At 29.7% G+C, this 26,031-nt stretch carries 23 protein-coding genes; 8 read left to right on the forward strand and 15 right to left on the reverse strand.

Annotation, left to right across the window (positions count from 1 at the left end; translation table 11 throughout):
- Nucleotides 1-22: 22 nt before the first annotated feature.
- From FHG05_RS08970 to FHG05_RS09030, 13 genes are all read right to left on the reverse strand, one after another.
- Nucleotides 23-670: a response regulator gene (locus FHG05_RS08970; RefSeq protein WP_140997671.1), complete on the reverse strand. Its 648-nt coding sequence runs from the start codon at nucleotides 668-670 to the stop codon at nucleotides 23-25.
- Nucleotides 667-924 (reverse strand): hypothetical protein, encoded by a 258-nt coding sequence (locus tag FHG05_RS08975; protein ID WP_140997672.1) that lies wholly within the window; start codon nucleotides 922-924, stop codon nucleotides 667-669. The genes FHG05_RS08970 and FHG05_RS08975 overlap by 4 nt, the downstream gene beginning before the upstream one ends.
- 20 nt (nucleotides 925-944) lie before the next feature.
- The gene (locus tag FHG05_RS08980) at nucleotides 945-1,682 is read right to left on the reverse strand and encodes a DUF6498-containing protein (RefSeq protein WP_140997673.1); all 738 of its coding nucleotides are present in this window, start codon (nucleotides 1,680-1,682) and stop codon (nucleotides 945-947) included.
- 8 nt (nucleotides 1,683-1,690) lie between these two features.
- Nucleotides 1,691-4,543 carry a CHAT domain-containing protein gene (locus tag FHG05_RS08985; RefSeq protein ID WP_140997674.1) on the reverse strand — a complete coding sequence of 951 codons (2,853 nt, stop codon included), beginning with the start codon at nucleotides 4,541-4,543 and terminating at the stop codon, nucleotides 1,691-1,693.
- Nucleotides 4,544-4,555: 12 nt separating this feature from the next.
- A complete protein-coding gene (locus tag FHG05_RS08990) occupies nucleotides 4,556-5,299 on the reverse strand; it encodes a hypothetical protein (protein WP_140997675.1) in 744 nt (247 codons plus the stop codon).
- A 107-nt stretch (nucleotides 5,300-5,406) separates the two neighbouring features.
- Complete coding sequence (locus tag FHG05_RS08995) at nucleotides 5,407-6,201, reverse strand: hypothetical protein (RefSeq protein ID WP_140997676.1); 795 nt, start codon at nucleotides 6,199-6,201, stop codon at nucleotides 5,407-5,409.
- A 77-nt stretch (nucleotides 6,202-6,278) separates the two neighbouring features.
- Nucleotides 6,279-8,243: a hypothetical protein gene (locus tag FHG05_RS09000; protein WP_140997677.1), complete on the reverse strand. Its 1,965-nt coding sequence runs from the start codon at nucleotides 8,241-8,243 to the stop codon at nucleotides 6,279-6,281.
- 75 nt (nucleotides 8,244-8,318) lie between these two features.
- Nucleotides 8,319-10,208, reverse strand: coding sequence for a tetratricopeptide repeat-containing sensor histidine kinase (locus FHG05_RS09005; RefSeq protein ID WP_140997678.1), 1,890 nt, complete (start codon nucleotides 10,206-10,208; stop codon nucleotides 8,319-8,321).
- Nucleotides 10,209-10,216: 8 nt separating this feature from the next.
- Nucleotides 10,217-12,319 carry a tetratricopeptide repeat protein gene (locus FHG05_RS09010; RefSeq protein WP_140997679.1) on the reverse strand — a complete coding sequence of 701 codons (2,103 nt, stop codon included), beginning with the start codon at nucleotides 12,317-12,319 and terminating at the stop codon, nucleotides 10,217-10,219.
- A gap of 177 nt (nucleotides 12,320-12,496) precedes the next feature.
- Nucleotides 12,497-13,567 carry a hypothetical protein gene (locus FHG05_RS09015; protein WP_140997680.1) on the reverse strand — a complete coding sequence of 357 codons (1,071 nt, stop codon included), beginning with the start codon at nucleotides 13,565-13,567 and terminating at the stop codon, nucleotides 12,497-12,499.
- A 77-nt stretch (nucleotides 13,568-13,644) separates the two neighbouring features.
- A complete protein-coding gene (locus tag FHG05_RS09020) occupies nucleotides 13,645-14,592 on the reverse strand; it encodes a GSCFA domain-containing protein (RefSeq protein ID WP_140997681.1) in 948 nt (315 codons plus the stop codon).
- A 92-nt stretch (nucleotides 14,593-14,684) separates the two neighbouring features.
- Entirely contained in the window at nucleotides 14,685-15,419 is a 735-nt protein-coding gene (locus FHG05_RS09025; protein WP_140997682.1) for a hypothetical protein, read from the reverse strand.
- 20 nt (nucleotides 15,420-15,439) lie between these two features.
- Complete coding sequence (locus FHG05_RS09030; protein WP_140997683.1) at nucleotides 15,440-16,159, reverse strand: hypothetical protein; 720 nt, start codon at nucleotides 16,157-16,159, stop codon at nucleotides 15,440-15,442.
- Between the two features lie 207 nt (nucleotides 16,160-16,366).
- Here FHG05_RS09030 and FHG05_RS09035 point away from each other — a divergent pair, with 207 nt between their 5' ends.
- Both FHG05_RS09035 and FHG05_RS09040 read left to right on the forward strand, forming a co-directional pair.
- Entirely contained in the window at nucleotides 16,367-16,975 is a 609-nt protein-coding gene (locus FHG05_RS09035; RefSeq protein WP_140997684.1) for a MarC family protein, read from the forward strand.
- Nucleotides 16,976-17,112: 137 nt separating this feature from the next.
- The gene (locus tag FHG05_RS09040; protein WP_140997685.1) at nucleotides 17,113-18,045 is read left to right on the forward strand and encodes a T9SS type A sorting domain-containing protein; all 933 of its coding nucleotides are present in this window, start codon (nucleotides 17,113-17,115) and stop codon (nucleotides 18,043-18,045) included.
- Nucleotides 18,046-18,100: 55 nt separating this feature from the next.
- Here FHG05_RS09040 and FHG05_RS09045 read toward each other — a convergent pair whose 3' ends face one another.
- Both FHG05_RS09045 and alaS read right to left on the reverse strand, forming a co-directional pair.
- The gene (locus FHG05_RS09045; protein WP_140997686.1) at nucleotides 18,101-18,838 is read right to left on the reverse strand and encodes a hypothetical protein; all 738 of its coding nucleotides are present in this window, start codon (nucleotides 18,836-18,838) and stop codon (nucleotides 18,101-18,103) included.
- A 19-nt stretch (nucleotides 18,839-18,857) separates the two neighbouring features.
- Complete coding sequence (gene alaS, locus FHG05_RS09050) at nucleotides 18,858-21,494, reverse strand: alanine--tRNA ligase (protein WP_140997687.1); 2,637 nt, start codon at nucleotides 21,492-21,494, stop codon at nucleotides 18,858-18,860.
- Between the two features lie 198 nt (nucleotides 21,495-21,692).
- Here alaS and FHG05_RS09055 point away from each other — a divergent pair, with 198 nt between their 5' ends.
- The 6 genes from FHG05_RS09055 (at nucleotide 21,693) to FHG05_RS09080 (ending at nucleotide 25,906) form a co-directional block, all read left to right on the forward strand.
- Nucleotides 21,693-22,670 carry a M23 family metallopeptidase gene (locus FHG05_RS09055; protein WP_140997688.1) on the forward strand — a complete coding sequence of 326 codons (978 nt, stop codon included), beginning with the start codon at nucleotides 21,693-21,695 and terminating at the stop codon, nucleotides 22,668-22,670.
- Between the two features lie 5 nt (nucleotides 22,671-22,675).
- Nucleotides 22,676-23,008, forward strand: coding sequence for a MerR family transcriptional regulator (locus FHG05_RS09060; RefSeq protein WP_140997689.1), 333 nt, complete (start codon nucleotides 22,676-22,678; stop codon nucleotides 23,006-23,008).
- Between the two features lie 11 nt (nucleotides 23,009-23,019).
- Nucleotides 23,020-23,613, forward strand: coding sequence for a LemA family protein (locus FHG05_RS09065; protein WP_140997690.1), 594 nt, complete (start codon nucleotides 23,020-23,022; stop codon nucleotides 23,611-23,613).
- A gap of 7 nt (nucleotides 23,614-23,620) precedes the next feature.
- Nucleotides 23,621-24,058, forward strand: coding sequence for a TPM domain-containing protein (locus tag FHG05_RS09070; protein ID WP_140997691.1), 438 nt, complete (start codon nucleotides 23,621-23,623; stop codon nucleotides 24,056-24,058).
- Nucleotides 24,058-24,861: a TPM domain-containing protein gene (locus FHG05_RS09075; RefSeq protein WP_140997692.1), complete on the forward strand. Its 804-nt coding sequence runs from the start codon at nucleotides 24,058-24,060 to the stop codon at nucleotides 24,859-24,861. The genes FHG05_RS09070 and FHG05_RS09075 overlap by 1 nt, the downstream gene beginning before the upstream one ends.
- A gap of 148 nt (nucleotides 24,862-25,009) precedes the next feature.
- The gene (locus tag FHG05_RS09080) at nucleotides 25,010-25,906 is read left to right on the forward strand and encodes a hypothetical protein (RefSeq protein WP_140997693.1); all 897 of its coding nucleotides are present in this window, start codon (nucleotides 25,010-25,012) and stop codon (nucleotides 25,904-25,906) included.
- The last annotated feature ends 125 nt before the right edge of the window (nucleotides 25,907-26,031 follow it).

Consider the following 26,031-nt stretch of genomic DNA (forward strand, 5'->3'; position numbering starts at 1 on the left):
CTTATTTTATATCATTCATTTATTAAATCAGGTTGTTGCGCTTGGCTTTTTGAACAGCTTCTAATTTTGAGTGTACTTGTAATTTTGAATAGATATTCTCAATGTGTTTTCGCACAGTAGAAGGAGATAAAAATAAATTTTCAGCTATTACTGTATAACTTAAGCCTTGTGCTAACTGTTCTAAAACATCAATTTCTCTAACTGTTAGATTAATCTCTTCTTTAGTTGCATCATCAAAACTAATAGGATTTCGCAGTAATTTTAAAGTCTTTAAAGCTATAGAAGGATTCATTGCTGCACCTCCATTTAAGGTTTCTACTATCCCATTAAACAAAACATGTGGATTGACATCTTTCAACAAATAACCATCCGCTCCAGCTTTAATAGCATTAAAAATATTTTCATCATTATCAAAAACAGTAAGCATAATAATTTTAATTTGAGGGTATTTTTGTTTGACCGCTAAAGTTGCTTCTATACCATTCATAATAGGCATTTCAATATCCATTAAAATAGCTTCTAAATGGTTGTTTTTTTCTAATTTTTCTAATAATTCGACACCGTTTAAGGCTGAAAACTTAATTTGAATTTCTTCAAAAAAAGATAATTTTTCCTTAATTGATGTAATTAGAAAACTATTATCATCTACAATGGCTATTCTCATGCTTATTCTTTTAATTTTGAAATTTCATTTAGTAGAGTGGCTTGTTGTTTAAGAATGTCTAATTTAAAATGAATACTTTCATAAACATTGTTATCAGATTTACTTTTAATTACTTTACTTTTATTTGTTTGAAAGGCAATGTCTTTTTCTAAATCAAACACTAAAATGAGATGTGTTTGCTTTTCTTTTTTTATTGTATTTATATGCCAGACAATAATCGAAAGACTTATTAAAAGTAGAAAAATTAAAATACTATTCATAATCTTTTGATTTATTGTTCTTATTCTTCAAAAAAAACCTTTAAAGTGGCTTCAATCTTAGGCAATTCTTCTGGTTTCTTTTGATCCATTATTCGTATGGCTAATGCTTTGATTTTTTCTGCATCTTTAGCAATTAATGAAAAATAATAATCTAATAGTGTACGCATGAGTATTAATAAAATAGCGGCAACTATACCTACAGCGTTCATAAAAAACAAAAAGAAGAAAGGAATTATAGCTAAAAATTGTTGCAAAAAAATACGCAAATAGGGTTTTACCATATAAGCTCCAAGATGCTGCTGGTTATACTTTTTAACTTTTAAAAATGAAAAGTAAAAGGAAGCTACATGAGTTGCTAGTATAGACAAAGTAACCAACTTAAAGCCTTCTAAGTGTAATATTTCAACGAAATTAGAAAAACTTAATGAGGTGGAGAAACGTTCGTCATTAATAGCAAAAGCAGTGTATAAAAAAATACTTTGTATGGCTACAAAAATGCCATAATGAATCATAAAAAAAGGAATCAAAAGAAAATTACCTACTTTGGATTCTCTTTTCATAGGTTTATTATTCTTGATAATGTAAAATAGTTTCACTACGTGAACTAATCCAATTATAATAGTTTCAAAAACATAAGCAAAAACAATAGCCATTGGGTCTGCTTTTCCAACAAGTAGCAATGCGATTAAAAACAAAGCATTAGCTACTATGGAAGGATTACTGTTATGTAACTTATTGTTTAAAAAAGAGTAGTTCATATCGACTTTTATCTTCCGTTATATAAAAATGGTGCCCAAAATTTAGGCGCTTTTACCGAATCACCAAAATCTCCATTAATAAATGCTCGTTTAATATCGTTTAAAATCACATTGGCTTTTGCATTATTTTGAATCACATTTTTAAACAATAATTGCATTGTTAAAGCTGTACTAGCATCATCTACTGACCAAAGCGACAACAAAGTACTATTGGATCCTGCCACTAAAAAAGAAGTATTTAATCCATTGATACCTTCACCACCATATAATTTCCCTACACCTGTACTACAAGCACTTAAAATAGTTAAATCGGCATTAAGATTTAATTTTGCTATTTCTGGAGCTAATAAAAACGTATCCTCTTTACCGTCTCCTCCATTGGGTTGCGAAAACATTACACCACTAAATTCTGGAATTACATCTCCTGTAAAACCATGAGTGGATATAATTAGATTTTTATATTGTTTTAATTCGCCTGAAAGATTGGCTTTTTTGAAATTACTCTCGGTCATATTTTGTCCTGTAATTACTTTAGCATCATTGGAAAGGGTTCCAATAAACTCCACTTCTTTTAAGGTTCCTTCTAAATAACCTGCTCCACCAAAACCAACGGCTTCTAATTCAGGCTTTAAGTTATAATTTCCTTGTTCGATTTTTTTAGAAACAGCATCAGAAATTTTATAGTAATCCTCAATAGTTCGAACCGTTGCTTTTACATTTCCTGAAGGTTGATATTGTGCCCCACCAAAAGCTATGACCGATTTTCTGTCACTACTATAATTCCTATTTGACACCATTTTCCAGACGCTTACATTTGGAATATATCGCACATTATTAGTACTAACAAAATATTGATTTTTGGGATTTATAAAAGCTTCAAAAGGCAAATAATTCAATTCTGAAGCAGCACTGATGATTACGTTTTTATATTGACTTGTTAAATCTTGAACGGGAAGCAATACTAAGTTGTACCAAAAATGAAGAAAATCAGCTTGTGGTTTTTGATATTCTGGTTTGTTTGAATTTTCCAAAATATCTCTTGTCCATTGTACTAAGGTGACTAAATCTTCTTTTTTAAAGTTGGATTCTTTATTAGCATATCGCACTAATTTCCCGTCTTCATAATCTACATTAAAATCTTGCATGTAAGGATTCAACGTAGAAGGTACTTTTTTAATTCTATCTGTATAGGCTTTTTTGATGGCAATCAAGTCGTCAATTGGGTAATTGTATCTGATTTCTGCTTTATTTTTTGAAATAGCCGTAATGATAATTTCTCCTGGTTTCCCAATACTATACGTCAACAATAATTCATCGTTTTGTAGCATATTTTGCGCTTCTTTTACATTGGCAACAGCCGAATTATTTTGCAATAAATCTTTTAAATAACTACTCCGTGTTCGCTCTTGTAAATCAAACAACTTTTCGGTTTGATTAGTTTCTTTATAGCACATTATCAAACCTGTGTAAGCACCAGCAACCTCGTTCATATACTCTAATTTCTGTTTGGCATTTAATCCTTTTTTGATAGTTTCTGCTAATGCGATACTTTTTTCGAATTCGATACTGGCATTTTTGTAGTCTTTTCGTAAGTATAATACAAAAGCCATATTGTTGTAGAGATTTTGAGCGTCAATATATTTTTTATCTTTCAAATAATCTTGTACTAATGCTTCATTAATTTTTGTGGCATCAGCATACAAACCTTGCTTTACTTTCACCATAGCATAATTGGCACTCACTTCATTTAGAAGATTTTTATCGTTAACCGTTTTTGCTAAAGTGTAGGCTTTGGTAATGTATTCAGTCCCTTTTGCCATTTCGGATTGTGCTCCATCCATAAAATAATAGGAACCAATAGAATTATACGCTTTGGCTAAAAAATAGTGATTATCAATATTTTTAGCGGTTTGTTCTAATTGGAAAGCGGTTTGCAATTTCTCGTCATTTTTATCACCAAGCATTTTCAAAACATAAATTTTATGCAATTGCATGTCTGCCAATGCTAAAGAAGCAAATGGTAATTTTGCATATTCCGCTAAGCCTTCATTTATAGTAACTAAAGCTCCTCTGCTATTGTAAGAATTGTTTTTTATAACCGACAAAAAGTATAAAGCATAACTTCTTTTCGCTAATAAAGAAGAATCATTTTTACTAATCTCTAAAAAATACTCAAATTGTTTGATACTTTCGTTAGCATTCCCACCATAATAATACGTTACTGCTTTTAGCAAAGGCAACATTTTTTGAAACAAAGGATTTGCCTTTTTCATACTTGAAAACTGAGCAAACAGCATATCTAAATTGTTGCATTTTGTGCCTGATGTAAGAATACTATTTACACAAGTATCGAGGTTTAAAGCCTTATTGGTATTAATTGTTTTCGTTTGATAATAAGTAAGCCACTGGTTTTTTAAAACGGATGCGTCTTTTTTAGTAAAAAATTCAATCTTTTCAATATCTTCGAGAATATCTTTTGCTTCTTGAAAAGTGCTTAATTGCATGGCCCATTCTAAATTCTTCAAGGCATTTGGAGTATTTCCTTTAAGAAAATCAATATAAGCTTGTGTATAATAAGGATATTGAAGTAAAGGTTGAATATTCATGGCTTGTATAGTACTGGCTTGTGCTTGGTTTAAATCACCTTTGAGAATTTGGTAATACGAATTGAGATAAAAGCCAGCAAACTCATCTGAAAAATAGGTTATCAATCCTTCACTTCCGGTTTTCATTTTCAGTAAATCATTCGTTTTATAGCCTTCTAAATACTGATTATAATACTCATCAAAGGTTTTTTGAGACCAAACTTTTGGTATATTTAAAAAAAGTACAATCAAAACAATTTTAATCCAACACTTCATAATAATATATTTTTAAAGACTAATTTTTAAAGTGCCGGCATCATAAAAACCTTTTTGTATAACTGTTAAGTTTTTATCAACAATGAAACCTAAACCTTCTTGATTGTTTTTATGCCAAGCTCCTATGTAAATATTTTTGTTAGCAAAAAAGTAAACACCAAATTCTTTTCTTAAACCTTGAATACATTGTCCATAGAAAGAATCTCCTGCATCCCATATTTGAATAATAGGGAAAGCTTTACTACCATAAGCAAAATAACCTAGAGCATAAGAAGTTTTATACTTTTCAATTGTAAAACCTTCAAAATTAGGTTTGTTTTTATCTGTATAAAAATCGAAACTATGATTTACAGTATAACCATTTGGGTCTTCAAACCCTTTCTTGAATTGTTTTGTCCAAGCAATTTTACCATTTGCGATTTGAAATGCAGGACCATCTAATAGATTATTTCTATATGTATATAATGTAACTTCTCCAGTGCTACTATTCATAATAATAGTAGTTCCATCCATGACATGATCTTTATTGTAATTAGAATAAGTTTTTATCCCAGCTGCATCTATATTCAATTGTGGACCAACTGGCAAATCATCCATTCTAAAACCTATGCTTACATTTCCTTTATCATCAGTAGTTTTCACAAAAGAAATTAATCCCTTGTCAACGTCTTTTTTCTTGACTTGTTTACCGTAATCAATTTGTGAAAAACTTAAAGAAACTAGCAGTAAACTAATAAAAAGTAGGGCTTTTTTCATGACTTATAATTTTAAAAATTTATACTCGTAAAATTACTTTGAGTCCATCAATCTTGAAATAAGGCAATTGCCCTATATTTCATTTTTCAAGAAAGTACATATTGCTTCTAATAATAATCAATAACCCTAGTGATTTCTTGATTTTTAATCCAATTATTATGTGAATCTACTTTAAAATTATTCAGTACCTCTTTTATTTGACTATCTGTTACATTACCCTCTTCAAATGGAAAGCCAAATATGGGATTTCCAAAATAATCCGAATAAATATAACTTACTGATTCGGTATCTTCATATTTATAAGTCAATTTTATTTGAACAAAATCAGTAAAGAAGTTATAGTCAAAATGCGTTCTTTCTGAAATTATATTGTTATTAAACACAATGTTTTCAGTAAGTTTTAAATCATTACTATATTTATTTTCTTGAAGTGTACTTTTATCTTCCAAACGACTTTGTTTCGTCCAATATCCATTTTTATTATATTCATTTACAACAGTTACCATTCCATATTCTTTATTATTGGTAACTAATTGAACAACGTTTTCGTCCTCATTTAGGGTCACTTGAAAGTCACGCATCTTTTTTGCGCTTGTTGTATAAGAAATTAATTTTCCCCTCTTGTCATAATTGAATTTTTGTGATACAAAACCAAATCCATTTTTTACTTGGATAAGATTTCCTTTATCATCAAATTCGTGAATGATTTTCTCATTGTCTTCATTTTCTGGAAGCGTCAATTCGTAAAACGATTTTACGTTTCCTTGTAATCCAAAATGTTCTAATTTGTATTTGACAGGTACATCATGGTACATTTTATAGAAATGAATACTGTCTTTTGATTGAGCAGTTGCAAAGCAAAAAAACAAACTGGAAAACATTATAAATACTATTTTTTTCATTTTTAAAGAGTTTAATTGCATTAAATAAAAAGTTGAATGTTTTGTTCTACATGTAGCATAAGAGAATTGCTGTATTTTTATTTACAATCGCTAGTTAATTGTATTTTAGTTTCTTTACCATCATTAACTACTAATGAGTATTTTGTACCATCAGAACTAATTCTGTACACTTTTACTGTAGCAATTTGTGTGGTGTATCCATTAACGTTTTGAGTTATTCCCAATAGTTTTCTGCGTACAAAAACCCCATTAAAACCATATGAAACACTTATTAATTCTATTTGATATTGGTCTTTTGTTACTCCTATGGCTAGTAAATCTGCACCATTATATGTGCAAAATTTACCAATAACATAAGTAGTGCCTCTAATTCCGTTTTTATTTAATAATTCACTGGAAGAAACATTTACATAATCGAAATTAGAATAATTTAATTCGTAATAGCTTCCAAAAGTTTTAAATTGGCTTAAAAATGATTCCACTTCCAATTTTGCTTTTTGTTGAAGGGCTTGAGATTCTTGATTATTTTGTTCGCGTTCGGCAAATGTTTTCTCGGGTAACAAAGGAATAATTTCATTTGTTTTGATATTTACTATAAAAGAATTAACATCAATAACTTTATCGTTATGAGAAAAATAAAATGGCGCATCACTATTGTCTTTAGAGCTTACATAAACTTCATTACATTCTGGATAATATTGTAAATCGTAATATACAAAACCATCTTTTCGATCTTTTACCAATAGTTGTACTTTTTCTGCTATCGTTTTATCAGTAGTTTTATCTACTATTGTGAGTTCACGACCATTTATAATTAGGTGGTATTTACCTTGAAAAGTTCCCTTTTCTTTTACATCTTGAGTTTCGTTGGTTTTTAAATCAACAATTCGGGTATCAAACATATTCAATAGAACAATTTTATTACCATAATGCGACAATCTTTGAGTTTGGCCATTCCCAAGAAAACCTGTATTTATACTAATTTCTTCACCTGTTTCAATAACATATGCGTGAATACCGACGAATAAGTACTCTTTATTTTCTGAGATATCGATTTGATACCTTCCATATTTCGATTTAAATAGTTTTTCAAAACTATCTTTTTCGTAATCATACTTATATACTATATCTCTTTCATTTATTACTAAAATTGAATTTCCTTTATATTTTCCAATGTAAAAATAATCTTCAAGAATTTTTACAGGTTTATTTGGTATATTCAATTCTACATTAGCTTCAACATTTTTTGCAAAGGAATTATCGTTCTCATTGTAAGAGTCCAATGTTAGGCTTTTAGTAGTATTGTTATAAGTAAAGCAATGTTTTTTTTTGCCTGAACTATCCTTTATTTCGGTATCAAGATTACGATAGAAGTCGTGTAATTTGTTACGATTTTGGAATTCCAAAACATTTTTATACGTTTTAGCAAGTTTATGGTGCAAACCGGTATTTTTAAAATCATTTAATTGTACTAATAGCCTTTCTTTTAAATTGTTTTTTTGTTCAGAGTCCAAATAATAAGCTATGACATGATGGGCACCAATTCCTGTTTTGCCTGTTGTTAATCTGAGTTCATTTCCTTTTGATTCAATGTTGGAAATATGTTGAATAACCTGATCATTAATAGAAAAAAACAATTCATGATCAATTTTATAAAACTGTAATCTATTAAATCCATGAGAATTCACCAAAGAAGTGCTTTGCCAAACGTCATTATTTTCAAACGTGGTGACGTTATATCCTCTAATTTTAATAAAATCTTTGTATTGCTTTTGTTTTATAGATCCGTTTGAAATATACATTGCATAAAAACTTTTTGGATTTGCTTTATAACCGAAAAGTAAGCCTGCGTTTTCGTTACTAGCATCATACGAAAAAGGGACACGCAATTCTGCTTCTACAAAAAAATCTTTACTCCAATCGGGTTCAAATGGAATATTAAATTTTATTTTGTTGTTTACAATCTCTTCTTTAATAAAATAGTCCTGCGCAAGTATTTTATTTGAAATAATTAAGCTGCATAAAATTAAAAAAAGTCTCATTTGAAAAAATATTTAATTGAACAACAAAGTTGATCAATTAAATAGTTTCTTTAAATAAGGCAATTGACGTATTTTTTACAAATCAAACTTTAAACTCACTTTTGTTCCTTTTTCTAATGGTTCAATTCCAAAAATAGCATCGATTTCAGCAGCTCTCTTTTGCATACTTGACAATCCATTTCCAGCTTCGGTAGTGGTTGCATCGAATCCAATTCCATTATCAATAATTGCAATCTCTATACCTTTTCCAATCACTTCAAAATGGACCGCAATTTTAGTGGCTTGAGCATGTTTAATAGCATTATTAACGGCTTCTTGAATGATTCGATAAACATCAATTCCTTGTAAAGAATTTAGAGAACTATTTTCTGAATTTTCAGGATAATTGAATTCAAAATTTATTCCTAATAATGAGGTTTTTGCGGCTTCAATGAAGTTGGTAGTTCTAACTTTCAAATCTTCAAAGGAGATGGATTCTTTATTCATAGCCCAAATTGTATCTCTCAAATCGGTAATTGTAGAACGAGTAAAAGTACCAATAGCATCAAATTTTGAATATAATTTATCTTTGGTAAACTCAAAATATTTCAAATTATCTAAAGAAGAAATGATAAAAGTTAATTGGGAACCAATATTATCATGTAAATCTTTTGAAATAGCTAAGCGTTGCTCTTGCAAATTATTTTGATTTTCTATACTAATTAAAGCTTGTTTGAGTTCATTTTCTTTAATAATTTGTTTGTTTTTCAAGAGTTGTTGCTTGTAGATTAAGTAAGTAAATAGTCCTAAAACAAGTATTCCCAATGACAACAATAAAATGGTTGTATTTCTTTTTTTCTCAATAATCTCCTTTTCTAGTAAGAGTCTTTCTTTTTTATCTGTTTCATAGATAATCTCATATTCAGCAGTGGCTTTTTCTTTTTTTTCACTAGTCATTTTTTTATAGTATTTTAATGACTCTTTCTTTGCTTCTAGTGCTTTTTGAGGTTGGTTACTTTTTTCATAAATATTAGACAATAAAGTATATGAAGTGTAAAGGTTCACAGCAAAATCTTTCTCTTCAAAAAGGGCTATCCCTTTTTTTGCATAAGTTTCTGCTGTAGTGTAATCGTTTTTTAGCATTGCCCAATTACTTAAATTAGCATAAGAATCAGCAATATGCGTTTTATTACCTAATTTAATATCAATGGCTAAACATTTTTCGAAGTAAAATTTAGCACTATCTAATTGGTTACTGTACAAATAACAATTGGCTTTATTACTCAAAAAAGTAACTTTATAAAATTCTGAATGGATAGAATCTGACAATTGTATTCCTTCTTTATCCAATGCCAAAGCACTTTCAAAATCATTACTCATCCCATAAAGATTAGCTAGAGTTTGAGATGCTTTTAAGTATACGTAATTGGTTTTTTTATTTTCTAACAATTTAGTGGCTTTTAACAAATTCTGTTTAGCCTTTTCTAAATCACCTTTATTCAAATAAATTTCACCCATTTCAGCATAAGAATTGGCAATTTGCTCAATATCCTTTAGTTGTTCATATTGTTTGATTGCTTCTAAATGAGCTGCAATTGCTAAATCATATTCATTGGCTCCTTTTAATAAAAACCCTTTTTGATATAAGGCATACGCTTGAATAGGATTGTTTTTTGGTACTAAGTTTATAGCTTCGTCAATTTCTTTTTTAGCTAATTCATTATAGGTTTTTCTTCTATAATGTATTGATTTAAAAATTTTAGCTATCGCCTTTACTTCTGGATTTTTACTGTTTTCATATTTTAATAATTGTTCCGTAAAATAATCTAAAGAGTCTCTTCTAACTTTTAGATTTTCTTTCGTTTTTTCGTAAATGATATAAGCTGTAGCATCTATTCTTTTATCTATTTTATTTGCTGTAACATCATCCTTATGACAGGCTGATAAAATAAAAAAAGATAAAATATAACAAAAAATCCTAGACATATAAAATATTAATTTGCAGGATTAATAGCATTTATTTTTAAATCAAACCAAATTTTAGTTCCATGTTCCAAGGACTCAATAAACAATTCAGAATCAATTTCAATGGCTCTTTTTTTCATAGAGTTCAAGCCGTTTCCAGCTTCTGTAGTAGTTTTATCAAAACCAATTCCGTTGTCTACGATTGAGATTACTATACATTCTTTTATAACTTCAAAATTGACTACAATTTTAGTAGCTTGAGCATGTTTAATAGCATTATTAACGGCTTCTTGAATGATTCGATAAACATCAATTCCTTGTAAAGAATTTAATAAAATAGTATCGTTTTTTTCTGGATAATTGAATTCAAAAGTAATGCCTAATAATGAAGTTTTTGCTGCTTCAATAAAATTAGTAGTTCTTATTTTCAAATCTTCAAAAGTAATAGCTTCTTTATTCATTGCCCAAATTGTATCTCTCAAATCGGTAATTGTAGAACGAGTAAAAGTACCAATAGCATCAAATTTTGAATATAATTTATCTTTGGTAAACTCAAAATATTTCAAATTATCTAAAGAGGAAATAATAAAAGTCAATTTAGAACCAATATTATCATGCAAATCTTTTGAAATGGTTAAACGTTGCTCTTGTAAATTATTTTGATTTTCAATCTTTATTAAAGCTTGTTTTAATTCATTTTCTTTAATGATTTGTGTGTTTTTTAATCGTTGCTGTTTATAAACCAAAAAGCCTATTAAGCCTAGTAGAAAAGCTAATGCTAAAGCAGAATATAAAAAAGTTGTTCTTTTTTTAATTTTAGCTTCTTTGGCTAATAAATCTACTTTTGCTTCTGCTAATTGTTTTTCTTTTTTTTCTGTTTCATACTTAACTTCGAAATCTGAAATTTTTTCTTGGAGAGAATTCTTTTTTAACTCTTTTTCAATATTATAATATTGCTCTTTATATTCATAAGCTTTTTTAAATTCTTTTTTCTCAAAATATAACGTTGCTAAATTTTTATATAAAGATGCTATATCTGATGGATTACTTGCTTCTACAATTAAAGGCAACGCTTTATTAAAATAATATTCTGACTCTTTTAAATCTTTAATTGTTAAATAATTAGTTCCTAAATTCAAATATGTAATTCTAAGTGTTTGAATATCATTCGTTGCAATTGCTTCTTCAATAACCGATTTATAAATTGTAATAGCTTGTAATGGCTTATTTCTTACTGTTGCTAATTGAGCCATACCCGTTTTTGAAAACAATATTACCTTTCCATAGTTTACTTCTTTTGCCTTTGCTATTGCTAGTTCAAAATATTTTTCAGACTTTGAAAAGTATGATGAATCTTTCTCTTTTTCACCAATTTCTTTATACATTCCAGCTACATTATACAAGCTATTAGCAATATCAGTTTCACTATTCCCATTCTCTTTAATTTTCAATGACTTTAAATAATACTGAAGCGCTTTTTTATATTCTTTCATGTCTTCATAAATTAGTCCAATATTATTAAACGATCTCCCTAAAGCTGTAGAATCATTGAGCGATTCGGCAATAATTATTCCTTTTTTATGTTCATCTATAGCTTTTTCTGCATCTCCTAAATAAGACATTGCTAAAGCTTTATTATTTAAAAAACGGAGTTCATCTACTTTATTTTTTTCTTTTACTGCTAATGAATATGCTTTATCAAAATTTAACAAAGCATTCTTAAAGTCTCCTTTTTGAAAATTCAACACTCCGAAATCTCCATAATATTTGTTATAGAGAAAATAATCATACTTTGGTTCAATTTCTTTCCAAATCTCATTATATAATGATTCTGATTTAACATAATCTCCTTTGACTAAAAAAAACTGGGCATATTTTAATTTAGTATGAATATAGGATACAAATAAGTTTTTACTATTTTGCGTTAATTTCAAATTCTTTTTAATGTAGAACTCAGCCGAATCTTTATTTTTTTCAAAATACCCATCAATTAACTGCATTAAAAATTTTGATTTTTCTTCGTCATTTTTTGCACTTGAGTAGGCTTTTTTTAAATCTTCAATTTCATACTTTTCTTTTTGAGAGAAAGAGTAAATACTAAAAAAAATCAATAAAGAGTATAATAATTTCATAACCTTTTTTTAAATCTATTTCTTACTTTTTAAAAAAACGAACTTAAAAATAGTAAAAACTTTATTATCAACTACATATAAAGTAAATAAATTAGTACAAAAGCGTATTTTCAAGATGATTCTTTTTTACAAAAAAATAGGGAGTTGACTCCCTATTTTAATAACAAACAAAACAAATTATTTAAACTCACTCGAAAAGGCATCTAAATGGTATTTCAAAAATTCTTTTCCAGCTTTAATTACACCTTCATTATACTTTTTTGTATCTACAGGGATAATTGTGGTCTTAGCTGATGATTTATTTTCAGCTTCATAATATTTTCCAAAATAAGTATCCGTTCCAACAAAATCTACTGCACCTTTTGCATAACTTTGGATTACTTTTTCATCAATTACATTTTCAATGGTAAAATCTTTCTTTAATAATCCGGTATAAACGGATTCTGCACTTCCTCCTATGGGATACTTTCCACAAGTAAAATTTATAGTATTGGCACCTGTAATGTATTCTACTTGTTTTTTAAATATGCCTTTATCGTCACTTTTTGCTGCTATTGTTTCATTAGCCACTAAACTCAATTGTGTTTTAATCTTAATATTTGCTGCATTTCCTTGAAAAGCATATACATCTTTCATAAAAAAAACATATAAATCTACTGCTACAACAACAACATCATCTAAGTCTTTAGACAAACTTTGTTGCGTTGTATTCATGGCTCCAAACTTGGCAGCTAAAGCTTTTCCTACTTTAGACCTATCCATGTAATAAAATTCAAAACCTTCAGGTACAGCTGTAATGATTCCTGGTTTATCGGATGCTATTACAAAAGGACCTTTTGCTTTTGTAAATCCCTCATAAGTATTCGTTTTTCCTGCTACATCAGCACTTATTATTTCAAATCCTTTACTTTTTATTTGGCTCACAAAATCCTGATACAAATTATTTGCTATTAGCTGAAAATCGCTTTCACTCAAGCTTCCTAAACCTACCATTAATTCGGCAGTAGCATCTCCCTGAACGCCTTTGTCGCGAAATAATGAACCCCCTTTGTTCGTTTTTTGTTTTACGTTAAACAATTGATAGTTAATCGAAAAATTAGAAATATAAATTTTCTTTGGTTTGGACTTTAGTTTTCCAAGTCCGAAAGTGTCTTCTTTTGGTTTAAATTCTCCCAATTCTTGAGCAAATACGTTTTGGATAAATAAGAGAACTACAAAAAGTAATAATGAGGTCAATTTTGTTTTCATAAGGTATCTTTTAAGATTAGTAACGATACAAAATTGTTAAAAACAAAAGTGGTAATCAATACGACAATTGCCTTATATTATTTAAATTGGATATGTGGAATTTGATTTTGAAGCAATTGTATTTTATGTTTAAGATTTGCAAGAAACTTTAAATGACTTTCACTTTCAGGATTAAAAGGTTTGTGTGCAAGCGCTTTTTGGATAGTTGCTACCTCATCCATAATTTCATAAACAGTTGCATCAATTACGGTTTCTTTAAATCGTTGCCAAATATATTGAATGGCAATGGCATTAGGATGCAACATATCTTCCGCATAAAAACGATAATCTCTTAGTTCATCTAATACAATTTCGTAAGAAGGAAAATAAGCTATATTTAGAGAAGCTTTACAAGTATATACTGCACTAAGCAAATGGGCTTTACTCACGTTGTTTTCTACAAAACCATCTTTGCTATGTCTCACAGGGGAAACAGTACATATAAATTGGACCTCTTTATTAATTTGTTGTACCAAAGTGACTATATTCTCTATACTCTTTTGAATGGCTGCTACCGACAATAATTCTTTGGTAAATTGATTTTGCGGTACTTTATGACAATTGGCAACTATTTTATCTAATGCGTTATTTCGATACACCCAAGCCGTTCCTAAAGTAATGATACAATGTGTTAACGAACGTATCTGCGAATGAACATCATTAAGAATCGAATTCAATTGCTTTAAAAATTCGTCTTTATTAGGATGCGAAAGTTCCGAATGCACTTCAAAACAATGCCACGCTTCGTTGTGAAAAAAGATAGCGTTTTCTGTAAAAGCAACTTGATTCACAATCCGATGAACAATTCGTTCAAGAGAAATAGGGTTAAAAATAATACCAAAAGGATTGGTTACCGTTGAAAATTTATAATAATCAAATTTTTCATCCATATTGTCTGCAAAACAAGAACCTAAAGACAATATGTTACTGTCATAAGTTATGGGTTTACTAAATTTTTCAATGGGTATTTTTGTAGTGAATTGCATACTGCTAATTTAACCATTAGTTGTCAAAAGTAGTCATAAAAAAGAAAACCCGATAAAATACATTATCGGGTTTTTAAATATAGTATAAAATATTATCGATTATAATAAAATTGTTCCGTAATTACCTCACTATCATAGGTTACAGTTGAAGATACTGGAAAATTATTGTTATTATAAACAAAAACTACCGACATATCATTAATATCTTCCGAATCATCTTCTTCAATTATATTATGCATAATTCCTTCTCCTTCAAATCCACAAAAAGTAATTTTATTAACTCCAGTAACATTCAATAACGGAGTATTTTTAGCATCATAACTGTACGTAGTAGTTTTTCCAGAAGTTAGTTCAATTTGGCTAATTTCCCCATTTAAAAAACTAATCGTACCTGTATCATTCAAAGTGGTTTGAGAAACAGAAGTACCTATGTAATAGTTAACTGAAATGGATCCGTTTGCATTGTAGCTATACGTTTCTTTGGTTCCCCAATCAGGATTCACATTATCAACATCAATATAAGTTATAACCCTCCCATTTGAATCGTATGTATATGTTTCAGTTGAAATTAATTCAGAAGCTTCATAATGCTTTATTTCTGTTATTAAATCATTTTGATACGTAAATAAAGAATACCCATCATCATCCGTTACTTTTACCAGTTTTGTACCTGAATACTCATATTGTACTGTCCAAGTACTATTATCGTCATATGTTTCAACAATCTTAGTAACTAAAATTGGTGTAGAATCATTTGAAGAATCATCACTAGAGCAAGAAATAAGTACTAGTGTAAAAGCACTTAATAGGGCAAAAAATTTTTTCATTTTTTTAAAATTTAATTTTATTAATTGTTATAGAAATATTCTGTTATAATTATTTCTCCATCACCTGTAGTTTCAGTTCTTTTTATTGGGAAATTATCTGAATTATAAATATATGTATAAGTTGAACTTCTAGAATCTGCTGTTGAATTATTATATAACTTGTTAGTTGCATTATTATAATCATAATCAAAATAACTTCTAAATAATTCATAAGGAGAATATACATTCATAAACGGACTGTTTTTAGTATCAAATTGATAAGTAGTAATAATAGATGATTCTTCTATAGCTACAACATTATTATTTAAAAAAGTATAAATAAATGTATCAGCAAATCCATTACTATCATAATTATCTTCAGTTATAGTACCATTCGAGTTGTATGTATAATCAAAATGTAAATTATCATGGTATTCAATAGAGCTTAATTTATTTTGTGCATTATAAACGTAATTCACATTTCCTGTTATTAAATTTGATCCATCATAATATTTTTCAATTCCAGAAATTAATTTACCATTCGAATCATATACAAAAGTTTCACTTTCTCCATCTGAATCCTCCACTTTTATCAATTTATTTCCATTGTAATAGAAGTTTTCTGTATAAGTTGATCCATCTTCATATGTCTCAATAATCTTAGTTACTAAAATAGTTGAAGATTCATTTGAAGAATCATCACTTGAGCAAGAAGTAAGTACTACTGTAAAAGCACTTAGTAGGGCAAAAAGTTTTTTCATTTTTATGATTTTTGGGTTAAAAAGCAAATAACGTAAAACATTTTTATTCATATGAAATTAATCAAAGAGCAATATTGTTTTTTAACGAATTTTTAACAAAAATATTCTCATACCATTTTAAATTTCAAAACTTGAAACACTTTTAATACCTTTGAAAAAAATGAAAGGAGTAAAATATTTTAATCAAAAAAATGTAGAAAGAGAATCATGAAAGAAATAATAACAACTTTACTATTTCTAATTGCGGTAATAGATCCTTTAGGCTCCATTCCTGTTTATTTAGAAGCGACCAAAAACTTTAATAAAAAAGAAAAACAAAAAGTAGCCAAAAGAGCTTCACTTATTGCATTTTGTATTCTACTCTTTTTTATAGTGATTGGACAAATCATACTAGAAGTCATGGAAATTACATTAGATGCTTTTCAAATTTCTGGTGGTGTTATTCTTTTCCTTTTTGCATTAACCATGATTTTTGGAGGTGGCAAACCCGAATCCGAAAAACATTTGATTAAAGATTTCAAACACGTTACAATTTTTCCAGTTGCCATTCCTTCTATTGCTTCACCTGGTGCGATTATGGCGGTGGTTTTAATGACCGACAATCATATGTATAGCATACAACAACAAGCCATTACTACTTTTCTAGTTCTCGTTGTCATACTTCTTACGATGTTTCTATTACTAACAGCAAATGTGGTTCAAAAAAAGATAGGCGAATATGGAATTACAGTCATTAGTAAAATTATGGGGTTAATCCTAGCTTCTTATGCGGTACAAAATATATTAAGTGGTTTAAAAGCCTTTTTTAATTTGTAATTAAATCTTATAAAAACAAAAAAACTCTTAGAAAACTAAGAGTTTTTTTTGTGCAAGAATATATTTTTGAATCAAATAATTATTGTAATAGTGAATACTTAATTTTGATATATTTGTCCTAAATAAACTATTAATTTATGAGAAAAAAATTACTCCAATCGCTATTACCATGTTTTTTATTATCTGTTTGCTATTCACAAACAACTTTACCTAATCCTGATTTTGAAAATTGGCAAAATGTAGGATCCTCTACTGAAGAACCTACAAATTGGAATTCTAACAAAACTGGTGGAGGTTTTGCTAGTATAGGTCCACAAACTTGTTTTAGGGAAAGTACAAACCCGCAAAATGGAACCTATTGTTTGAAATTAGAAACTAAAAGCTATTTTGGTAGCGCAAATGTTGGATATGGAACTACTGGAAAAATTAATGCTCCTACATCAAATCCGAATGATACCTATGCTGAAACTGTAAGAAGTGATTCAAATTTCAATTCTCCTTTCACAGGTAGACCAGATGCTTTTCTAGGTTTTTTTAGAAACACATATGTGGGAGGAAATAGTGGAAAAATACAAATTATTTTACATGGTGATTACGATGTAAGAAATCCTATAGACGCTAATTCAACACCATACATAATAGGCACAGCAGAATTTACAATTCCCTCTAGTTCAACTGCTGCATGGACTTCTTTTAATGTTCCAATTACCTATCTCTCAACTGATACTCCTAGTTATGTATTAATCATTGCCGATTCTGGAAATCAAGTTGGAAATATATTATGGGTTGATAATTTAAGTCTCGATTATTCTTTGAATGCAATAGATTTTGAAAATTCAAATACTTCAGTAATTTATCCAAATCCTACTTCAGGTAACTTCACTCTAGATTTAAAAGAGAAAAACGATATAACTATTAGTATTTATGATATTCTTGGTAAATTAATTTATACTAAAACCGATATTAATGATACCACCTTTACTTCAAATATAGATTTAGAAACTGGCACCTATATGGTACAAATTATTTCTAAAGATAAAACTGAAAATATAAAATTAATTGTAAAATAATTATAAACAAAAAACCTCTTAGAGAACTAAGAGGTTTTTTTATTTGAATATGTTTTTAATAAAAATAGTTAACTATTGTAGGAGAAGTGCTTCCAGTTGTAGTTGTAATTACTGATGAAGGAAAATCATTTGAATTATAGGTAAACACATTATCAAACCCATTTACTAAAGTATTATTTCCATCATAGACACGTCTAGAAATTACATTATTTTTATTCCCATGAAAATTAGAAAGGAGCTTATCATACCCTGTAACATTTTTAAGAATACCATTTTTATCATCATACACATATTCTGTTGTTGAGTATAAATTGGCACCATTAAAAATTTCAACTTTAGAAACATTTCCCTCATTGTTCAAATAGGTAAAACCACTTTGAGTTAAATTAGTTTGACTTGTGAGTGACCCATCATAGGTTTGAAAAGAAACAGAACCATTTACATTATGTGTATAAACCATTTTAGACCCTAGATTATCTTGATAATACAATAAAATCTCCTGAATCATTTTATGATTTGAATCATATGTATATTGACTTTCAGAAATTACTAAATTAGTCCCAGTATAGTATTTTTTTATATTTACAATTAAATCTCCTGAATATGTAAAAACTTCTTCAACGTCATCTACTATAATTTTTGAAAGTTTATTACCATTATATTTATATTGAAAAGTGATGCCATTTGCTTCTGTTCTTTTTACCAATACAGCATTAGAATTTGTTCCATCATCTGAATTACAACTTAATAGAAAAAGGCTAGACAATAGTAGTAATAAAAACTTTCTTTTCATGGTGTTTTAATTTAATAAATTATTTAATAAAATCGACTGCTTTATCTAAAGCTTCTGCAATTCCATTCACATTTTTTCCACCAGCAGTTGCGAAAAATGGTTGTCCACCACCACCACCTTGGATGTATTTTCCTAATTCATGAACTACTTGACCTGCATTTAAACCTTTATCAGCTACTAATTCTTTAGAAATATAACAGGTTAACATCGGTTTGTCTTCTGAAGCGGTTGCTACAACTAAAAATAAGTTGGTTCTGTTATTTCCTAGTTCATATGCTAAATCTTTTGCTCCATTAGCATCTAAATCTACTTGAGTAGCTAAAAATTGAACGCCATTTACTTCTTTTATTTGAGCTTCTAATTCGCCTTTTAATCCTTTCGCTTTATCTTTTAATAATTGCTCTACTTGCTTTTTCAATTTAGCATTATCTTCTTGTAAAGAACTTACTGCTTTTAAAACGTCTTGTGGATTTTTCAAGCTTTCTTTAATTTCGGCTAATGTATTTTCCTGAGAAGCAAAGAAATCTTTTACTGCATCACCCGTAATCGCTTCAATTCTACGAATTCCAGCTGCAACTGCTCCTTCTGATATAATTTTAAAATACCAAATATCTGCTGTATTCGAAACATGAATTCCTCCACATAACTCCATCGAATCTCCAAATTTAATCGCACGAACATTGTCTCCATATTTCTCTCCAAACAAAGCCATCGCTCCTTCGTCTAAGGCTTGTTGGATTGGAATACTTCTTCTTTCTATTAAAGGAATATGCTCCTGAATTCTTTGGTTCACAAAAGCCTCCACTTGTCTTAATTCTTCATCTGTTACTTTTGAAAAATGAGAAAAATCGAAGCGTAAATAATTAGGTGTAACCAATGACCCTTTTTGTTCCACATGTGTTCCTAAAATGGTACGCAAAGCCAAATGCATCAAATGTGTAGCCGAGTGATTTTTTGAAGAAGCCGTTCTTAAATCGGTATTTACTTGAGCGGCAAAAGCACCATTTACATTTTCTGGTAACTTTTTCGCAATATGTAGAATTAAGTTATTTTCTTTTTTGGTATCGATAATTTCAATTGTCTCATTTGCAGAAACTAAAACACCTCTATCTCCTACTTGTCCTCCTCCTTCTGGGTAAAATGGGGTTGCATCTAAAACAATTTGGTACAAAACACCATCTTTTTTAGAATCTACTTTTCGAATGCGCGTTATTTTTACATCATTTTCTGTTTGATCATAGCCAACAAAAGATTCCGTATTTCCTGCTACCAAAATTTTCCAATCATCGGTAGATACTTCAGAAGCCGCACGAGAACGGTCTTTTTGTTTTTTCAATTCTACTTCAAATTCCGCTTCATTATAGGTCATCCCCTTTTCTTTCAAAATAAGAGCTGTTAAATCTTTAGGAAATCCAAAAGTATCATATAACTCAAAAGCTTTTGCACCTGAAACTTCATTTCCTTTTGTCTCAGCAACAACCACTTCTAACAATTGTAATCCTTGCTCTAAAGTTCTTAAGAAAGAAGCTTCTTCTTCACGAATGACATTGGTAACTAAAACTTGTTGTTTTTTTATTTCTGGGAAAAATTCACCCATTTGGTTCGCCAAAACTTCCACCAATTGATAAATGAACGGTTCTTTGGTATCTAAAAAAGTAAAACCATAACGAATCGCACGACGCAAAATTCTACGAATCACATAACCTGCACCATTATTAGAAGGCAATTGCCCGTCTGCAATTGCAAAGGCAACCGCTCTTACATGGTCAACAATAACACGAATCGCAATATTGATTTTATTTTGTTCCTCAGTTCTATTTTTAACTTCATTAGAAGTATATTTTAACCCTGTAATGGCTTCCACTTTATGAATAAGTGGTGTAAATACATCGGTATCATAATTGGAAGTTACGCCTTGCATCGCCATACACAAACGTTCAAAGCCCATTCCTGTATCCACATGTTGTGCAGGTAATTTTTCCAATGAACCATCTGCTTTACGATTGAATTCCATAAAGACATTGTTCCAAATCTCCACCACTTGAGGATGATCTGCATTTACTAAATCACGACCTGCTACTTTTGCTCTTTCTTCATCCGAACGCAAATCGATATGTATCTCAGAACAAGGACCGCACGGACCTTGGTCACCCATTTCCCAAAAATTATCTTTTTTATTTCCTAAAATAATTCGGTCTTCTGAAACAAATTGTTTCCAAATATCGAATGCTTCTTGATCGAAAGGTACATTTTCAGCTTCGTTTCCTTCAAAAACAGATACATACAAACGGTCTTTGTCTAATTTTAATACTTCTGTTAAAAATTCCCAAGCCCATGGCAACGCTTCCTTTTTAAAATAATCTCCAAAAGACCAGTTCCCTAGCATTTCAAACATGGTATGATGATAGGTGTCAAACCCAACATCTTCTAAATCGTTATGTTTACCTGAAACACGTAGACATTTTTGTGTATCGGCTATACGCTTACTTTTAGGAGTTCCGTTCCCTAAAAAATATTCTTTGAATTGGGCCATACCAGAATTATTAAACATTAAGGTAGGATCATCTTTTAGCACAATAGGTGCAGAAGGCACAATTAAGTGATCTTTACTTTCAAAGAATTGTAAATACGCTTTGCGAATGTCTTGTGATTTCATTTAAATTATTTTAAATATTTTTGAATCTTGTATGATTCTGCTTTTATCATTAAAAATCAAATAGATGCATTTTTGTTATACAAAAAATTCACAAAGTTTCGTTATAAAAAAACAATTAGAATGAAACATTTTTTAATTTTGTTCGTATAACTAACGTAAACACCTATTAATTTGGTGCAAAAATAGTAATTTTAAAACATGTCTAAAGTAAAATATTATTACGATTCTGAAAATTTAGCATATAAAAGAATAAAACCGCAACGTCGTAAAAAATTTGCTTATGCCTTTCTGTTTTTATTAGCTGCTGCTCTATTTGGTTTTTTGTGTTTAATTTTACTGATTAACACGCCTTATTTCGAGACTCCTAAAGACAAATTATTAACAAGTGAGCTTGAGACCATGAAGTTAAACTACAAACTTCTGAATAAAAAAATGGACTTAATGGACGAAGTTTTAAATGCTATTGAAGACCGTGACAATAATATTTATCGCATTTATTTCAATACTTCTCCTATTAAAGAGGAAGAAAGAAAAGCAGGTTTTGGTGGTGTGAATCGCTATAAAGATTTAAAAGGGTATGACAATTCGGAATTGGTAGTAAACACCACTAAAAGAGTGGATCAATTAACCAAAGAATTAGTCATTCAATCCAAATCATTGGATGAAATTATTGTTTTAGCCAAACAAAAAGAAAAGTTATTAGCTGCAATTCCTGCAATACAGCCAGTAAAAAATGAAGATTTAAAACGAATGGCTTCTGGTTTTGGATATCGAAGTGATCCTTTTACAAAAGTAAGAAAGTTTCATTATGGAATGGACTTTACCTCTCCAACGGGTACCGCAATCTATGCTACTGGTGATGGTGTGGTGTTAAAAGCAGACAATTCGCTTTCTGGTTATGGAAATCATATTGAAATTAATCATGGGTATGGGTATGTTACTTTATATGCTCACTTGAGTAAATATAATTGTAAACCTGGTCAAAAAGTAAAACGAGGAGATGTCATTGGTTATGTAGGAAGTACAGGACGAAGTGAAGCACCCCATTTGCATTATGAAGTTATCAAAAATGGAGAAAAAGTGAATCCTATTAATTTTTATTACGGAAGTATTTCCGCAGAAGAATATATTGCGATTTCCAATTTAGCAACCCAAGAAAATCAATCTTTAGACTAATATACATGCACATTGATTTACCTGAAAATAAATTGTATTACAGTATTGGAGAAATTGCCAAAGCTTTTGATGTAAACACCTCATTAATTCGCTTTTGGGAAAAAGAATTTGACATTTTAAAACCTAAGAAAAACGCAAAAGGCAATCGAAAATTTACACCCGAAGATGTTAAAAACTTACAATTAATTTTTCATCTGGTAAAAGAACGCGGCTTTACATTAGAAGGTGCCAAAATTCATTTGAAAGAAAATCAAAAGAAAACCTTAGACACTTTTGAAATTATTAGAAAATTAGAACACGTAAAAACACAATTATTACAAATTAAAAATCAACTTTAAAACAGAAAATTATGAAAAAATTCTTACCGTGGTTACTTATTGGAGGTTTACTTATAATTGGAATATTTTGGTATATTGGCGTTAGAAATGGAGCTGTAACCGTAAACGAACAAGTAAAAAAATCTTGGGGAAATGTAGAAACTTCTTACCAAAGAAGAAATGATTTAATTGGAAACTTAGTAAAAACTGTAAAAGGTGCAGCTGATTTTGAAAAATCAACTTTAGAAGCTGTTGTAAATGCGAGAGCTAAAGCTACTGCTACAACTATTGATCCATCAAACATTACTCCTGAACAATTAAAAGCTTTTAATGAAGCTCAAAGCGGAGTGAGTTCAGCATTATCTCGTTTATTAGTAACTGTAGAAAGTTATCCTGATTTAAAAGCCAATCAAAATTTCTTAAAATTACAAGACGAATTAGCAAGTACTGAAAATCAAATATTAACAGCTCGTACTCGTTTTAATGAAGCGGTTGAAGAATACAACAACTATGTATTAAAGATGCCAAGAAGTATCGCTTTGTCTGATTATAAAGAAAAAGCGTATTTCGATGCTGTTGCAGGTGCTGAAAAGCCAGTTGATGTAGAATTTGATTTTAGTAAATAAAAATAAGATGTCAAAAACAGAAGATTTTTTAACAGCTCAAGAAGAACAAGAAATTGTTCAAGCCATAGTTGCTGCTGAAAAAGACACATCTGGTGAAATCCGAGTACATATTGAAGAACATACTGAAAAACCTCCGCTCGAAAGAGCTCAGGAGGTTTTTTTAGCTCTTAATATGCAAAACACTAAAGATCGTAATGGTGTTTTATTTTATGTAGGTGTAGCCAATAAACATTTTGCCATCTTAGGTGATCAAGGCATTAATAATGTTGTAGGAGCAGATTTTTGGAATTCTACCAAAGATATTGTTATTGAACATTTCAAAAACAATCAAAACAAAGACGGTTTAGTAAAAGGGATTATCGAAGCAGGTAAGCGTTTGAAAGACTATTTTCCTTATCAATCAGACGATATTAACGAATTACCTAATGAAATTTCAAAAGGATAATGATACAATTTATATTTAAATCAATCCAATACCTCTTAGCAATCGCTTTGTTTCTAATTCATGCTTTGGGTTTTGCACAGTTTGATATTCCCAAAAAACCTTCCTTTCAAACGTCTGTTTATGATTATGCGGACGTACTAAACGAGCAGGAAGAAAAACAATTAGAAAATAAATTAGTCTATTTTTCAGATTCTACTTCTACTCAAATTGTTATTGTTACCATTGCTGATTTAAAAGGGGAAAGTATTGGTATTTTAGCTCCAAAATGGGCTCAAGAATGGGGAATTGGTCAAGCCAAAGAAGACAATGGAGTCATTATTTTATTATCTAAAAATGATCGAGAAATATGGATTTCTCCGGGTTATGGTTTAGAAGACAAACTAACGGCTGGAATCACTGGTGAACTAGTTCGTAATGTTATCATTCCTGAATTTAAAGCAGGTAGTTACTATCGAGGTTTAGATAAAGGTACAACTGCAATCTTTGAAATTATAAAAGGAACGTATAAAGGGACTCGAAAAGGCAAAAGTGGCAGTGGTTTTCCAATAGCTTTTTTTATCATTTTCTTTATCATACTCATGATTATTATTTCCAGAGGTAGAAACAACAATGGTAGAAACGGAGGTTCAGGAAGATCTTCAGGTTCCGATTTAATGGATATGATTATATTAAGCAGTCTTGGTCGTGGAAGTGGCGGTGGCAGTTTTGGAGGCGGATCTTCAGGCGGTTTTGGAGGCGGAGGCTTTGGTGGAGGCTTTGGCGGTGGAGGTTTCTCCGGTGGTGGAGCAGGCGGAAGTTGGTAACCTACCTTAACATATAAAAAATAGAAAACACCTTTTTTCAAGGTGTTTTTTATGCAATCAAAATATAAATTAACTTTTTGTAATAAATGTTTTATAAATAACGATATTTGTAAGATTTATTAAAAAGTATGTTCTCAAATTTCGATAAATGAAAAAAACGTTATTAACCTATAGTTTGTTTCTATTCACGTGTGGTTCTTTTTCTCAAGAACTATCCAATGGCCAATTAAACAGCAATTGTGTTGGCAATGGCTTTACGGCTCCTTCCTGTGTTTCTAGCTGGTTTGCCAGTCATGGAAATCCTTTTGTACAAGGTACTATTCCTAAAAACACTTGGGCAAAACTAACTACTAATGAAGAAGGTTTAGAAGGTATTTTTACTCATTATGAATTCATTCCTGGTAAAAAGTACCAAATCTCTTTTAAAGTAAAAATCACAACCACTATTGGTGCAGTTGATAAAATAATTACAAGTGCCAATGTAAAAGCCGTTACGGATTTAACATCCAATTTCAATACCAAAAATTCAATTCCACCAAATGATAGTGAAATTATTTGGACTAAAAACATTACTCAAAATAGTACCGATTGGGAAACTGTATCCATTACATTTACACCACAAAAAAGCAATTCCCAATTATGGTTTTACACCTCTATCACTACAGGAAAAAGCATACCGACCAATAAGTATTCTCAATTCGAAATTGATGATATTAGTATTACAACTTCAGGGCAAAAAAACACAACCGTTGCTGAGAAAAAAGAGAATACCGTAGCTACTACCAATTCGTACAGAGCTTTAGAATATATTTTTCCTGAGAACGTTTCAAAAAATGATTTTTTAAATATTCGAATTAATTCGGGGGAAATAAGTGACATACAAATTACAGATTTAGCAGGTAATTCCTTTTCGTCCGAATTTAAAGTTCTAAGTAAAAACTACGTTACTTTTCAACTTAGAAAAGAACTTTATGAAGGCACCTATGTGGTTAAGGCTACCAAAAAAGACGGAACAACTATCACAAAAAACATAACTATTAAATAAAAAAGGTGCTCCATTAGACTGCACCCAAAAAGTTAGACAAATTTAAACTTAATTTTGATAATAATGAGCTCGATATTTTATCGGGCTCATTTTGTTTAGATTTGATTTAATTCTTTCGTTGTTAT

This window comes from Flavobacterium profundi (assembly GCF_006491645.1).
GTDB classification, from domain to species: Bacteria; Bacteroidota; Bacteroidia; order Flavobacteriales; family Flavobacteriaceae; genus Flavobacterium; species Flavobacterium profundi.

What these genes read in the sequence shown, in the direction of transcription:
- FHG05_RS08990 (WP_140997675.1), bottom strand. Translation starts at nt 5,299, where the DNA reads ATGAAAAAAGCCCTACTTTTTATTAGTTTACTGCTAGTTTCTTTAAGT.
- FHG05_RS09045 (WP_140997686.1), bottom strand. Translation starts at nt 18,838, where the DNA reads ATGAAAAGAAAGTTTTTATTACTACTATTGTCTAGCCTTTTTCTATTA.
- FHG05_RS09080 (WP_140997693.1), top strand. Translation starts at nt 25,010, where the DNA reads ATGAAAAAAACGTTATTAACCTATAGTTTGTTTCTATTCACGTGTGGT.
- FHG05_RS09075 (WP_140997692.1), top strand. Translation starts at nt 24,058, where the DNA reads ATGATACAATTTATATTTAAATCAATCCAATACCTCTTAGCAATCGCT.
- FHG05_RS08985 (WP_140997674.1), bottom strand. Translation starts at nt 4,543, where the DNA reads ATGAAGTGTTGGATTAAAATTGTTTTGATTGTACTTTTTTTAAATATA.
- FHG05_RS08995 (WP_140997676.1), bottom strand. Translation starts at nt 6,201, where the DNA reads ATGAAAAAAATAGTATTTATAATGTTTTCCAGTTTGTTTTTTTGCTTT.
- FHG05_RS09020 (WP_140997681.1), bottom strand. Translation starts at nt 14,592, where the DNA reads ATGCAATTCACTACAAAAATACCCATTGAAAAATTTAGTAAACCCATA.
- FHG05_RS09000 (WP_140997677.1), bottom strand. Translation starts at nt 8,243, where the DNA reads ATGAGACTTTTTTTAATTTTATGCAGCTTAATTATTTCAAATAAAATA.
- FHG05_RS09065 (WP_140997690.1), top strand. Translation starts at nt 23,020, where the DNA reads ATGAAAAAATTCTTACCGTGGTTACTTATTGGAGGTTTACTTATAATT.
- FHG05_RS09035 (WP_140997684.1), top strand. Translation starts at nt 16,367, where the DNA reads ATGAAAGAAATAATAACAACTTTACTATTTCTAATTGCGGTAATAGAT.
- FHG05_RS09055 (WP_140997688.1), top strand. Translation starts at nt 21,693, where the DNA reads ATGTCTAAAGTAAAATATTATTACGATTCTGAAAATTTAGCATATAAA.
- FHG05_RS09070 (WP_140997691.1), top strand. Translation starts at nt 23,621, where the DNA reads ATGTCAAAAACAGAAGATTTTTTAACAGCTCAAGAAGAACAAGAAATT.
- FHG05_RS09025 (WP_140997682.1), bottom strand. Translation starts at nt 15,419, where the DNA reads ATGAAAAAATTTTTTGCCCTATTAAGTGCTTTTACACTAGTACTTATT.
- FHG05_RS09030 (WP_140997683.1), bottom strand. Translation starts at nt 16,159, where the DNA reads ATGAAAAAACTTTTTGCCCTACTAAGTGCTTTTACAGTAGTACTTACT.
- FHG05_RS08975 (WP_140997672.1), bottom strand. Translation starts at nt 924, where the DNA reads ATGAATAGTATTTTAATTTTTCTACTTTTAATAAGTCTTTCGATTATT.
- FHG05_RS08980 (WP_140997673.1), bottom strand. Translation starts at nt 1,682, where the DNA reads ATGAACTACTCTTTTTTAAACAATAAGTTACATAACAGTAATCCTTCC.
- FHG05_RS09040 (WP_140997685.1), top strand. Translation starts at nt 17,113, where the DNA reads ATGAGAAAAAAATTACTCCAATCGCTATTACCATGTTTTTTATTATCT.
- FHG05_RS09005 (WP_140997678.1), bottom strand. Translation starts at nt 10,208, where the DNA reads ATGTCTAGGATTTTTTGTTATATTTTATCTTTTTTTATTTTATCAGCC.
- FHG05_RS09060 (WP_140997689.1), top strand. Translation starts at nt 22,676, where the DNA reads ATGCACATTGATTTACCTGAAAATAAATTGTATTACAGTATTGGAGAA.
- FHG05_RS09010 (WP_140997679.1), bottom strand. Translation starts at nt 12,319, where the DNA reads ATGAAATTATTATACTCTTTATTGATTTTTTTTAGTATTTACTCTTTC.
- alaS (WP_140997687.1), bottom strand. Translation starts at nt 21,494, where the DNA reads ATGAAATCACAAGACATTCGCAAAGCGTATTTACAATTCTTTGAAAGT.
- FHG05_RS09015 (WP_140997680.1), bottom strand. Translation starts at nt 13,567, where the DNA reads ATGAAAACAAAATTGACCTCATTATTACTTTTTGTAGTTCTCTTATTT.